7 protein-coding genes are annotated in these 13,839 nt (G+C 50.0%); 1 reads left to right on the top strand and 6 read right to left on the bottom strand.

Going from position 1 to position 13,839, the window contains the following annotated elements:
• Nucleotides 1-72: 72 nt before the first annotated feature.
• Nucleotides 73-1,698 carry a DUF2235 domain-containing protein gene (locus tag HRU82_14895; GenBank protein ID QOJ36147.1) on the bottom strand — a complete coding sequence of 542 codons (1,626 nt, stop codon included), beginning with the start codon at nucleotides 1,696-1,698 and terminating at the stop codon, nucleotides 73-75.
• 511 nt (nucleotides 1,699-2,209) lie between these two features.
• Here HRU82_14895 and HRU82_14890 point away from each other — a divergent pair.
• Nucleotides 2,210-2,647 carry a hypothetical protein gene (locus HRU82_14890; GenBank protein QOJ36146.1) on the top strand — a complete coding sequence of 146 codons (438 nt, stop codon included), beginning with the start codon at nucleotides 2,210-2,212 and terminating at the stop codon, nucleotides 2,645-2,647.
• Nucleotides 2,648-3,007: 360 nt separating this feature from the next.
• Here the strand turns inward: HRU82_14890 and HRU82_14885 are convergent, their stop codons facing one another.
• The 5 genes from HRU82_14885 to HRU82_14865 all read right to left on the bottom strand — a co-directional run bounded on the left by HRU82_14885 (nucleotide 3,008) and on the right by HRU82_14865 (nucleotide 13,388).
• On the bottom strand, nucleotides 3,008-3,451 hold the full coding sequence (locus HRU82_14885) for a hypothetical protein (GenBank protein QOJ36145.1): 444 nt from the start codon (nucleotides 3,449-3,451) through the stop codon (nucleotides 3,008-3,010).
• 378 nt (nucleotides 3,452-3,829) lie between these two features.
• The gene (locus HRU82_14880; protein QOJ36144.1) at nucleotides 3,830-4,732 is read right to left on the bottom strand and encodes a hypothetical protein; all 903 of its coding nucleotides are present in this window, start codon (nucleotides 4,730-4,732) and stop codon (nucleotides 3,830-3,832) included.
• A 116-nt stretch (nucleotides 4,733-4,848) separates the two neighbouring features.
• On the bottom strand, nucleotides 4,849-6,591 hold the full coding sequence (locus tag HRU82_14875; GenBank protein ID QOJ36143.1) for an AIPR family protein: 1,743 nt from the start codon (nucleotides 6,589-6,591) through the stop codon (nucleotides 4,849-4,851).
• A gap of 3 nt (nucleotides 6,592-6,594) precedes the next feature.
• Nucleotides 6,595-9,984, bottom strand: a complete 3,390-nt coding sequence (locus HRU82_14870; protein QOJ36142.1) for an Eco57I restriction-modification methylase domain-containing protein — start codon at nucleotides 9,982-9,984, stop codon at nucleotides 6,595-6,597.
• Between the two features lie 8 nt (nucleotides 9,985-9,992).
• A complete protein-coding gene (locus HRU82_14865) occupies nucleotides 9,993-13,388 on the bottom strand; it encodes an NgoFVII family restriction endonuclease (GenBank protein QOJ36141.1) in 3,396 nt (1,131 codons plus the stop codon).
• Nucleotides 13,389-13,839 lie beyond the last annotated feature (451 nt).

Raw genomic sequence — 13,839 nt, 5'->3', positions numbered from 1 at the left:
CAATAACTACGTATACATCGGTGAACCTAAGCTCCGGAATATTAAATGAATAAGCATCCATCGACCAGCGTTTCAAGTGGGGATTGAACTTCCCCTCTTCACGACATTTGGCTTATGAATTATCCTTGCAATCAATGCCCAAGCGCCAAGACAGATAAAATGGCAACAGAGCATAAGTAGCGCCAGGAGCTTAGTCCCCGTAAGTCCTGCAGTGAGCCATAAGATAACGTCATGAGTTCGATAAGCACCTACCGGCTCATTCAGCAAATACAATGTAAGTGTATTTTCGACCACATCGCTTCCGATCAAAATCCACAAGGGTATTAAACTGCTCCAGTGTGCGGCACGATGAAGAACAGGCTTGGTGGTTAGCTCAGCCACGATTCGACGGCCATAAACTAGAAGCCAGCATACTGCACCGGAGTAGGCAAGAATGAATAGGTAATCGGCGAGATATCGTTTAATCATTCGGCTGGCATTCACGGTGCCGAAAAGGTTCTCAATACCATCACCCCGAATCACATCAAAAAAGAGGGCCATATTGAATTCGTGACGAAAAAGGTCGGAGGGATTAAATTGATAATCACATGGCATGGAACAAGCCCAGTAACTGAGCAGCTGGACTACAAACAACATCACAAGCGTTCCGCTGATCCAGCTCAATGCCGACAAATTTTTCCGTAAAGGCTTCCAGACTGCCTTGATGTTTTTCGCCTTTTCACGTTCGCTAAACGACCAATGTGGTTCGACCCCGAGGACACTTAGACGCGTCCGCAGACCTGACAGAGCCCAAAGTGGCTGGCTAAACGCCTGGTCGTGGGCAAGCCCCAACGGATCAATTTCAATGGAGTTGACCTTGGCCAAATCGCACAGCAATCCTTTTTCTATTGCCTCCTCGACCATCCACTTTAAACTACAGTTGGATAATCCAGACTCTTTGTATGAGCCTCCGACATCACTGTGAGCACCGGCAAACCGTAATTGCTTTAGTGAGGTCCGACCATGGTCGAAATTGTTGTCTTTAAATAGCCTTGGTTCGTATGCATAGCGATACTCATGAGAAGCCACAGCATGGCGAACATGATCGTAATTTTTCCCACTAATGGTTCCGTAACTTGTAATATTCTTCTTCGACCCTGGAAGACCTCCAACCGTACTGACAGTATCCCAAACACCCAGGAAGTACACCCGAGCGTCTCGACCTTCGAGTGTAAACACCGCGCGTATATCATCGCCATAATCTTGCCTGGTACTTCCGGTACGCCCCGTCCCCTCGATTGGTTGAAAATAGATACGCGTTAATGAAGGAATCATTGCTTCTGCCCCTCGGCGAACAATTCCAAACAAATTGATCATGCCTGCCACGCATCGCGCTGTGAACGCTCCACGGGAAAAGCCGAAAATGAAAACACGGTCCGTGGGCTGATAATGCTCGACCAAAAAGCCATAAGCCTGTCCGATGTTTTCGTAGATACCACCACCAATCGCTAAACCCACTATTTCTTTCGCTCGCGCCTTTGCACGACTAATTTTTCCTATTGATGGATATGTATCGCTTGTACCGACACCTGGATCGTAGAAAAGTATTTGCTGTTCATTTTTCTGAAGAATTCGGACGAGTTTGACGACGTTCGTATCGCAATCGTTCCCCCATATATTCCCTGTCCCATCACAGCAAACCACCAGATTTCTAGACACGGCTCACCCTTCACTTCACAGCTAGGTTGTGCTAGTTCACAGCCTCACCCAGAACAGGGAGAGGGGCTAACAGTCCTCCAAGTATAATCAAGAAGGAGGATGAACTAAGTTGCCGCGGAGAGTAGCTCTTACAAATTAAATCGTCAATGCGCTTATTACGGCTACGTACAATGCGTGGAAAAACCCAAGGAGTCACCGGGGCCATATGGCCATGGGCCGAATGGTGAATTGGCACCCCGTAATTATGTCGTGCCAGTCGCAGCTTTACAAAACGGAGCAGACGTGAAGTCAACTGACTGTGGAACACGTCAACTTAAAAGAATTCCTTTTACTCATGCGGGCTTTAGCCGAATAAAATACTAATTTGCGTAGCGATACGCATTCTGCTACTTAAGCGATAAAGCCTTGTTAGCGCAGACTCGGCGATATGGGGCTGTTACGATCGGGTATAATCGCTTGCACGTTAGGGGTATTTGGCAAATGAGGAGCTGTTTCGCTTAGAGATACGGCGATGGAAATTATTTCCTCCATGAAGAAGCGTATCCAGGAGTGTGAGCGGGAGCGTGATATTTATTCCGCATGGCTGACTAAGCTTCGTTTCCCAAACTTGATCTTTGTTGGGATAGGGTCTTTGCTCGCCTTCTTCGGTGGGGCTGCAACGGTCACTGAGCTTTTGGGACCCAAGGTGGGCGGAATAATGGCCCTGATAGGTGGAGCTCTCACAGGCCTTCACAATTGGTTGGGGTGCGAAGCACATCAGTTAGAGTGCACAAAGTTGCACGGACAGTTCGAAAGCCTTAAGTCGCGTTACGAGGCAAATCTAGTTGAACCCAACCAAACTCTTCAACTCGAGGTCTTCAGAGAACTGGAGCTTGAGCTTGCGAAAGTAAAACAAGAACGCAAAACAAGGGCATGGAAAGGCTTTCTGGACTTTGGCACCAAGACATAAACATTACCTATTAACTTAACCCTCTCTAGATAGATTTCCGATTACAATTTCCTCTAGTTCCAGCGCCAGCGATAAAACGATTACAAAAATACCACATAATGGCGGGCAGGCGCGCTGTGGATGTAGGTCTTGTCCCGGCAGAGGAGTTGATAGAGTGATTTCTGTTGCTCACCTGAAAAACGCTTTCGGCCTTTTATTGAATCAGCGTATCAGGCGGCCCCTCGTCTCGTACGCTGGTCATCGGCATTTCCGAAACTCCTTCACTGGGCAAAGTCGAGGCGACAGGGTTGGCTGAGGCGGCTTCTACAAGGAGGTATTGAGCAGATACGCCAGCCTCGCACCAGCCCTTGCGAGTTGTAATTACATCGGAAGGGCTGGTTTGAGGTACTCCTCACCAAGGCGCTTGTCTGCGGCGAACCTGTAGGCATGATCCCTGGCTTGATCGTGGGACTGCCTCGCCCACTGGAGGATTGAGGCCTGCGCCAACTTGGTTTCGTTTTGCCCCATCAGAAAGTAATCAATCTGATCCACGGCCTGTGTCGCATCCACGGCGTAATGGTCGAGTAGCCCATTATCCCCAACCCTGATGAAGATTCCATGTTTTTTGGTAAAGGGATTCACGGCCTTCCCCAGTGATTCCGCCTTCACGTTATTGCCGCCTCTGTCCTGATTCTGGCAGGCATGAAGCGGATGGTGAAGACCCCCGACAAAGTGCACCAGGCACTTGATGGCTTGCTGTCGTTTGTCAAATGGAACCCGAGAATCACCTGGCGTCTCACGAAACCGTTCGATCTGCCCCACCACACTGCGATCCGGACAGTGTCGATCAGGCTCGTACTGCGTCAGAAACTCTAGCGGTCGGAACCAAGCGCTCCCCTGCCAGCATCAACAAGATGGCATGACCATTCGTATCCCAGCCATAGAAGCCTAGAACATTGAAGGAAGAGGACTAACGTCAAGATCGCCTGGATGCAATTCTGCGTCATGTTTCGAATGGTTATGGCCCCTTGCATCCCCGTTCGATCGTCTAGCCTTAAAAGAGACCCAGGGGATAAGTAAAATCAATGTCTTATGTGCTGAAAAATTCCAATCTGATACACGGTTTTACAATGGCTTACAAATAGGCTGTCCTATATAGGACGCGCCTTGATGGGAGGCGGCTAACCGGCAAGAATGTTCCAGTTATGTTCCGGGCAAATTGAGTTGGGGCGGCTGCTTAATAACCTCTATAACTTTCAATATTTTATATTCGGTGACAATTCCTTTATGATCTGTTCTTCGACTTACTGTTTGTACATGAACCTTTAGGCTGTCGCCTTTACGGAAAGACAGCTGACCTTCTTCGACTTTCTTCACGAAATCGTCGTCGTGCACTGCAACATTAAAGTTCCGTTCTCCGTCTGACAGCGTCCATTTGTACCGTTCCTTAAATGAGACGCGGACAACCTGAAATACAGCAACGTGGTCGCCTTCGTGGACAATGTTTTCTGTAGGCGTGGGGGTAGCGAGAAGAGAACTTTCTTCCTTGGAAATAGACTCAACGGTCTCCTTACCCTTCCTCATTTCTAGCCTCTCTATGCCTTGTCGCTGCAAAGGCTTAACCACTCCATTAAAGTGGCGCCTTACCCCGTAAGCGCTGTACAAAGCATAGACATCGGGCTTAATGATGATCGTGCTATTGGAAATGGTGCTTCCTGAAAGGTCCACCTTCACCGTCCCATTTTCGAGCTTTGTTACAGTTGAAGGAGTACGCCCCTTCAGCCATTTGAGAAATTTTAGTAGGCCATCCCCACCGAACAAGCCCAAGAGTTGTGCAATCTCTGCTGCTTGTTTTAGGTCCCCGGCGACGGACAATATTTGACCAACTACGTGCTGTACAAGTTCAAGATAGATTCCAAATGAGCCTTTCTTGAAGTCAGATCTTACTATGACAGTGACATATGCTCTGTCTGCATTCAGAATAAAATTGGCTTCTTTGAAAAGTGCCTCAAAAGATAGCAACGCAGGCGCAAGATCGCCTATTTCCATTATGCCCGCCTCAACTGCATCGCCGACATATGCTATTTCGATTTGAGCTGTGGACATAGTCGTAGAATAAGAATTCCTGGCATAGAGCAAATTAAGGCGATTCTAGTTTGGCGGACAAAATGTAGGTATAGGCACTTGTGCACAACGCAATAAGGATTTTGCGGTGTCCGTACTTAGTCAGCTGACCATCTTAACGAGTACTTAGATGCATCCAGGACCAACTTTTTTTTGAGATCAGACCCGCCTGGCATCGAGGACATCATACCCATATACATTCGTAGTGATGCCTGCACTTTATTCAGGCTATCTTTTGCCTTTAGCCAATTCTGTGGGCTGAACACTCTACTCTTTTCTTGGTACTCGGATACTGCGGCATCGAGCGCCGAGTTGTAGCAATTTGCCGCGAGTGTGATTATAGGATCAGGATCACTGAGAGCAGAGAGCGTCGCCGATGGCGAAGGCACTTTGTCTGCGTGATTGCTAGCAATGCTAAAGCAAACCTGCACACCGAAGAGCAGATGAAATTTCGCATAGCTTGGGACAGCCATTAAGGCCTCGTTCAAACCGAGACTTCCCTCTTGCCAACGGCGCTCGATATGTTGCATCCACTGATTTAACGTATGAATGTCTGCTGGCGAATAGTCAGAGCGGAATAACTGGTCAAAATACTTATCGAACAGTTTGTTTTCGTTGTAGGCAATATTCGGTCGCTGGCAATGCCAGGACATAATGCATTTGGCCAACAGCCCTATATCTATCGTCTTCTTTTCATCACGGTCTGCGGGCCTTTCTTGGCCGCGCTTCGTAATCAGGAAGCCGTCGCGATACGCATTTTCGTAGGCCGTCTTGATCGCGGCTATCCTTTTGTCATTGCTTCGTAAGTCGCGTGGTTTAACAGCGCTTTGAGAATTCGTATAAATGCTAATTCGGTCGGCGATGTCGGCCTGCGGAATCTCGTAAAACCGGAACAGCACATAGGAGCCCGTCGATCGCTTTATTTTTTCAGAGCATGCAAAAATTGTATTGATGGACTGGCAACCATTGACCACACTCAAGCCTTCTAGCACTAGGTTGTTTGAAGCAGTATCAAGAGAAAGCTTGTCGCATATCGCCGTGATGCCATTGTGATAAAGGAAAAAGAAGTGAGAATTGTCCCCCATTAACGTCTGCTTCAATCCCTTGTTTATCTTGTTCGTGAGACCAAGAGACTGGCGAACATTTTTCCTGAAGAGGGTTTGGTCGTTGACGCCAGGCAGGCGTAGGACATCACTGAGCTTTACCGCCGCAAGTACCGTCTTGAAGTTTGCCACCTGCAGTGAGAGGTATCTGCCGGGTTCCAGCGTCAAGCTGTGTTTCAACTTGGGGAGTGCGACCGAAAGAGCATCATCCCATCGAGCCTGCAGAGTTGCTGTATCGACAAGAGTGATACTGGCCACGGGATGCTCATACTCAGTAATAGTTTCGCTAAAGGACTTCAGATCGTTCTTGGCCGACTCAGTGAGTGTGCCAGTCGTCAGTAATTCGAACACCACTTCATACTCATCCTGCAGCGCTTCAGATACCGCCTCTAGCTTGACACGCAGTCGCTTATTGGAACTCTCCTGCAGCGCCGGAAGATTCTGGATATGGAGCCATGCCGCGAGCACTTCATGCAGCGGAGCTTGATCTACCTTGGTTGTCGTGAAAAATTTCCCTTGAATAATGATGACTTGACGTTTTTCATCGTCGACAATCACAGCATCGATCTGTTTATCATCCTGGCCGTCCGTAATGTCGTCTCGCACTTGGATTGGAGTGCGAAGCAAAACGTTTCGCAAATACCACGCAATGAAGCTCTCACCATCGTTAGCGAAATTTTGACTGTAATAGCTATCCTGCTGAAGGTCTCTTTGGATACGCGCAAGAATATCGCTCATTAATCAACTCTCCTCTTCACCCTCTGCATCGCGGCCCATGCGGTACTTGATGTCATAATTGATGATGAAGTCCAACTCCTCCTCCGTAAACCGGAAGTGCTGCGCAAGAATCTGGTCAATTTTGTCAATGATGTTTTTAGACTTATCTGGATAGAACTCATCGTATTCGACTTTTCCCGATGCTTCATAAGTGTAGACACGTCTTTGGGAGTTCTTTTGCAGATCTTTCATCAGCTCTCTAAATACTGCTTTAAGCGGGGCCAGCGTTCCTGTCCTCAAATCTCCAATCGGGAAAGAAAATATATCGGGGCCTGCAACATTCCTACAATTGCCTTGAGCCGTGAACCACAAATAGAAGAGGGTGCTATTGAGTAGTGCCCCTACTCGGCTGGCATCAGCCTCTCTGTCGAAATATACGTCCTTTAGGTGATCTGTCGACCGATCTTTTGTAGCGGATTTGAAATAAGGCTCGAAGTCCATTGACCTAATCCAGAACACGGGACTTCTGTGGTAGTTGATATGACCTGCACCGCTTTCGCGAATATAAGAGCCTATCGGAGTTTGTTTAGACACAACCTTCTCTAACACTCGTGCAGCCAACGCATTGCCGATCTTTGCAAACCTCAGAAACCCGGTGACGAAGGAACATCCTGAATAAGCTAATTTGGGAAACAAGAACGGTCGCTCGACTGCATACCAGCGCAAGTACTCACTTGTCTGGACTTTCGAAGATATGTTTTGTCCTGGTTTACCTATAATAATGCAAAGACGGTATTTGACCCCATTGAACATGACCGAGGGGTGAGCATCACCACTGTAATAGGAGATATACAGCTGCTGATATCGATTCCAAACATGGTTTTGATATGTCTGCATGCGTTCAGTCGAAAATCCACTGAGTGGAACGATCATGCTGAAGGTGCCATTGGTTGAAAGCAGTGTGGAGCTGCGCTCGACACATAGCGGGTAGAGGTTCCCACAATCTAGGCTTTCGTAGTTAAGCAGCTTGTAGCCCCTGACTTTGCTCAGCTCGACATAGGGTGGATTTCCGATAATTACTTCGAAACCTCCATCTTTCATGATCCCGTAGAATTCGATGAACCAGTGGAACGGTTGATGGGACCGTAGCCACTTGAGATATGAGTCTTTCTTGGCGGGGTTGATACCATACTCATTTGCAAGATAGTGGTTCAATTCCGCACCTAGTGCTGCCAGGCGTCCTTGCAGCTCCTGTTTATGTAGGGTGGGCACTGCCCCGTCGCCTTCGACCTGTCGCGCCCGGAATGCATCGAAGGCCTGTTGAAGGTCAGCCGCACGAATTTTTATCGCTTCGATGTCCTGCTGCCTGAGCCAATTACCTTCAGCACTCTTCAGCACCTCATCAAAGGTTGCGTAGCCAACAAGTGTGTTCCCGGCACGGATGTTGAAATCGATGTCCGGCAGGGGTTCAATGCCTAAGTTGTCCCGTGCCGTGTCAGGTGAAACTTGTGCTGCGAGTTTGAGGAAGAGACGGAGCTTACAGATCTCGACCGCCTCTTCCATGATGTCTACGCCATAAAGATTGTTGAGGATGATGCTCTTGAAGATGAAGTAGCGACGGTTGGGATGCTTATCCACGTGCTGTAGGACTCTGCGAAAATCGGAGAATTTGTCTGGCCTATGTTTCTCGCCGGATCGGTCAAGGTCCTCGACAAACGTCTCCATACGATCAAGGCAAGCCTCATACAACGGTTCAAGAATATTGAGCGCTGCGAACAGGAAAGCGCCGGAGCCGCAGGTTGGGTCTAAGATTGTGGCCTTTTCTATGGAACGCCAAAAGGCGCGAAGCAACTCCGGGCCTTCACAATTTTCGATGATGTCCTGTGCGAACTGGCGAATGTCGAGGTTGTAGGCAATAAGCTCATTAACGTTGCGGACCTCGCCTGCGGCAAGCTTACGCTTAACCTCCTCGTAGTGCTTTCGTCGATCAATTACTTGACGCCATGTCTCGGTCGGCAATGCATGCGTGGCGGACGCCGACTTGTTCCATCCCTTACGCATTTCCAAGGTGGGCACCGGACCGTCCTCGACGATGTGATGTAAAGAAGGCAGTTTGAGCCCGGCGTTGATCTCTCCTGGGAGGTCAAAAGGCTTCTCAAGTGGCACACCGTTGTGGGGATTATCGAGCTGGTAGTCCCAAGTAATGCCGTGACGCAGTGCCGGGTAGATGTAACGGTCAGGGTCGTCTTTTAGGAGATCCCAAACAGTGGGCCCATGGGAGTTTTCGAACGCCACTGCGCAGTCGGCTCGTGCAGCCTCGAACAGGAAAGGAATAACCGTGTACTTGCTAATATACTCCGTAATGTCTTCTTTGGTGTAATAGGCCCCCATCTGCTTTTGGTTGATATAATTCTCGAAAATATAGCCTAGAACATCTGGATTAATCTCTTTGTCGTCTCGCAGTGGGCGGTCGTCGAGATGCCACTGATAGCCATCAAAGTAGTCGAAAATGCGCTCGAAGGCCTGGTCGGGTATCTGGATATTTTCCCCATAACGATCTGGCCGTTCGAGTTCATGGACATCGAAGAGACCTCCGTTCAGGTAGGGAATACGCCCTATCAGTTGCTCTAACTCTGCGTTGCGTTTCCTACCCCCAAGTCCTTCGTGAAAGAGTCGCAGTAGGAAGTAGCGATAGAATGAATAAAATTTGTTCGCGCCCTGCTCTTCACGCATCCGCTTGAGCCGATTGCGGAGGTAGTTTTGATCCCCATCGAGGAAGCCTTTTCGTTGAATAAAGTAAACGAACATTAAGCGGTTGAGCATGACCGAGGCATACCATTCGTGATCAGTTTTCTCGGTAATGCCCTTTATGAACTTCAGAAATGCCGTGTGCTCATTTTGGAATCGGTCGTAGAAGCGTTTGGTTATCTTCTCGACATCAAAGCCGGCGCGCGCACGGCTGGCCACGTCGACCAGCGAGAGTCGTTCTTCCTCTTCCAATGTGAACGCGATGGCACTGATTTTCTGAAGAAGTGCCTCGCCGGATTGGGATCGGTAAAATGTATGTTCTCGGCAGGCAGCTGGCTTGCCAGGTTCCCGCTTCACCCACTGCCAAATTTGTGTCTCACTTGGTGCGTCGGCGAACACGATCAGGTGTTCATGCGCGGATTTGGCAACTTGTTGCTCTATCTTGCGACGTTGCGCATGATCCGGTAACCGCTGCCCCGGAGGCGTCGGGCAATGATAGGCCACCATGCCCCGTTTCTGAGCCAGCGCGTACAATGTGTATGTGGCGGCTCGAACGACGATCTCCAACGTGGCATTGTGGCGATCCCATCCCAGCTCTTCAATGAACAGGTTGCGTAAGTCGCCGTTGACGAGCAACTGAGAGGCGCGTTTGGCATTGAGAGGCATTAGTGTACTCAGTCTTTCTGGTGCTCAGCGGGAGCGAGTCCAAGTGAACAGAGAATGCGAGGCTCGCCGGACTGTTCTTCATCTTGAACGATGCAAAACCGATCATCCTCGCGCAGAGCCATCACCAATTCCGCAAGCCTTTCGTCCGTAATCCCCGCACGAAGCTGGCGGTTGAGGGTATCGGTCGCTGACTGACGCAGTGGGAAGCGGTGGATTTCCTCTATTGCCTTTGTCAGATCTGGTCGGTCAAACAATGTCCCCTTGACGTATTCAGCATATCGTTTTAGGCGCTCGTACGTGCGGAATCGTGCGCCCGACGGTCGGCCCAATTGTCCTCCAATTGATTTCTCCTCGACCACCACAAAATCAATGCCTTTTCGCACCAAATCATGGTGGTTATCCTGCCGAGGCAGGCCCGGTGTATCAGGCGCGCATTCAGCTGCTTTGATGATCTCGAACTGTGATTCAGTGACGTTGTTACCATCCTGGTCCACCCAGGACAGTGCGTCGTTTCCCTCGGCTGTCCGAAGATAGAGAAGAACTCCGCTTGGTTTTTTGTCCGTTGCCTGATGAGGCTTGGTCGAAAACACGACGGGAGGCAAGGCTGGAATTGTCTTTTGCAGTTCTGGGAAACGATCAATCGCATTCTTCCAGATCTGGTAGGCATAGGAAGCGAGGTCTACCTCCGTGTCGGCGTCGCCATCTAGGATGCCCGCCTTCTCGTGGTATAGATCGAGAAGCTTCTGACGCTCCTTCTCATCTTCGAAGAAGGCCTCATCCGTCCCCACCACTTCCGCATTTTCGTAGAGTCGCTGTCGAACGCGCGCCCGAAGACGAATCAGGTTTTCCACTCCTTCGGCGGGCAGGAAGGAATAACACAGGATCTTTTCCGACATCTGGCCGATACGATCGACGCGTCCCGCACGCTGGATTAATCGGATAATAGCCCAGGGCAGATCAAAGTTGACAATGATGGCACCGTCCTGAAGGTTCTGTCCTTCGCTAAGGACGTCGGTCGCGAGCAGAATGCGCAGCTCTTGGTCGACAGCAACCTTGTTGCGCTTCTTGTTACTGACGGGGCTGAACCGCCACGCATAACCCGTTGGATCTTCGTCTTCACCCGTTACTCCGGCCAGCTGATTTACACCCCGTGCACGCAGTTGTGCCTGCAGATATCGTACAGTGTCAGCAAATTGGGTGAATACAATAACTTTCTCATTGGGATGGCGGTCAGTCAAAAGCTTGTGCAGAGCATCAAGTTTGGCATCCTTGTTCGGATTCCAGTCACCGCAGCGCTGGAGCACACTAAGCAGATTGGCTGCGTCATCTGCCAGGTCTTTCGCAAGTGATGCGACAAACAAATCGGGACGAAGCCACTTGAAGCGCCGCTTGAACTGGGTTGCATAGTCTTCGTAAGTCTCGGCCGCACGCTTACTGAACTCAGGGAGACTCCGAAGGCGCAAGGAGGCCTTGGGCTTCGGTTCATCCCCGTTGTCCTCTTCGAAGAGTTCAGCACTTGCAGCCTCGTCGTCCACATCCTCATCGTAGTTCCCCGTATCGAGAAGGCCAGAGTCCTGGGTGCCAAGCGGGATGGGCAATCCCCTCTCAATGGCATGCAGTACAATATAGTTCCGCAAAATGTGACGTTCGATAGATTGCTGAAACGCCGATCCGCTACTTTCCAGACGCTTGAATAGGTTGGTTCGGCAAAATCCCATTAGCCGCTTGCCGGCTCGTGAAAGGTCTTGCAGCTGTTTGCCTTCAGTCGACGTTGGAGGCTTGTGTGGAGAAGCAGCGATGTAGTTGGCTAGTCCGTAACGGGGGAGATTGAGCGCATTGATGGTAGCCACCACGTCGGCTGCATATAGTCGTGCATACTGATCAGATGGATCCTGCTCATCTATCCTGAACTTGACTGTCTTAGGCACACGCTCGGGAAAGTAGGACCGCGTTCCATCCTCAAATGTCAGGTATTTGCGGCCTGTCGAGGAGTCAGTATCGGCGTAATTTTCCTGAATGAAACTCCGCGTCCGCCGAACCATGTACAGGCGCATCAGCTCGCGCCAGTCATCGGCATGCTCGCTCTTCTCGAATGCAGCCAGTGAACGCACTGGGCATTGATGGCGTCGGATGAACTCTGTTTCACCTAGCCTTCGCAACAAATTCTCTGGCCTTATGCCTAGGTCCTTATCTTCCGGAACGAACAACCGGAGTTGGCTCGACAGGTCTAGGTAGGTCTTGTTGTAAGGGGTTGCTGACAACAAGATACACTTGCATTCGTTCTTTTGAAGGTACTCCTGAATGGCGCGGTAACGTTTCCCCTCTCGGTTACGAAGGTTATGGCTTTCGTCGATGAGTGCCACGCGGTAGCGCCGTAGTTCCAGGAGTTCACGGGCTGCTTTGGTGATAGAAAGGACCTTGGCTAGCAGTCGATATTCCGCGACATAATCCTCCCACATTGGCACTAGGTTCTTCGGGCAGATAATTAGCGTTTCGGTGAAGTGATCGTCCTGGAAAATCTTCGCGAGGGCAGTTGCCATCAACGTCTTTCCCAATCCGACTACGTCACCGATTAATACACCGCCCCGCTTGTTGAGATGACGTGCGGCTATTTTGACTGCGGCAACCTGATAATCGAACAAGCGATTCCCGAATTCCGGCGGGACGCGGAACTCTGAGAGCCCGGCACGTGCTTCCTGCGACAAGTGGTAGGCCATCTTCACGTAGATGTGATACGGCGGAAGCACCTCTTTCCTAGCCCAGCTTCCTTCGATAACTTGTACCAGTTCAGCAGAGATGTCCAAACACCAACGGTCAGTCCACCGGTCTTCAAACCACTTTGCCAGCTTGCTGCAGGCATCGTGATCTAGCACATCGACGTTTAGCTCCCCCTGCTTGGACAGACCTGCAAAAGTCAGATTGCTACTGCCCAAGTACCCTATAGTTGGGTTGACAGGGTCCGACCGAAATAGGAGATATAATTTAGCGTGTAGCGGGTGTCGGAGGAATAGTTTAACGATGACTTTCTGCTCTCTGATTTGCTTGGCCAAGTTCCGCAAACCGGCTTCATCTTCATTGGTCGGAACGCCGACACTCAATTGTTCGCGAAACTCCTCGGCAAGCTTCTTTTTCAATCGGATTGCGGTGTTGTTGTCTATCTCAGCCTCATGTCTTATGAGGCTCAGGGCTTCGCGTAGTTCTTCTTGCGGCAACCTCTGCATTCCAACCAATAGACGGCAGCCATTCCCTTCCCCACCGGACCATTTCTCTATGTAGGTGTCGAGTTGTTTCCATCCGCGCAGATTAAAGTACCCCACACAGAAGTCAGCCCGATTAGCGACTTGAATGGTTTCGCGGAGTGCAGGGAGAAGGGATTGATCAATATTGTCAAAAATTCTTGGCATTACGTTCCTAATGCTGTTGGTTGGTACCGTAATTTAGCCTAACTTGCGGAAGAATACCTTCTTTCCTCAAATAAATCACTGGTCTTGGAGGGGAGGGCAGGAGATGCAGTTTGTGCAGAACACACTTGAACAGCAGAAAATGGTAGGCGGGCCGCTTTTCCGCGGCTCTTATTAAGCCTTTTGCTTCGGCTGCTCGTGCCGCTCAGTCCTAGCCGCTGCTTTCGGCGGTACCACCACCCAGCCAATGCTTCCCACACGACCGTGTCGTTTTTTGACTCTCCTCTGACCTATTGTTGCTCCGCTTCCGGGAGACAGCCTTTCCGTGTAGTTTATTGCTCTCCATTAGGTCAGCGTTCGAGACACCCCCCTGTTCGCATTCTATTTGCACTGGGATTGATCGTTCATGATCTGGCTGGCCATCGTGACTGAGAGCGGCATCGCTACTCGATAG

The sequence above is a fragment of the Nitrospira sp. genome (assembly GCA_015709715.1).
Lineage (GTDB): Bacteria > Nitrospirota > Nitrospiria > Nitrospirales > Nitrospiraceae > Nitrospira_A.
Note: the sequence above shows the minus strand (reverse complement) of the source record. Positions and strands in the feature narration are given on the sequence as shown.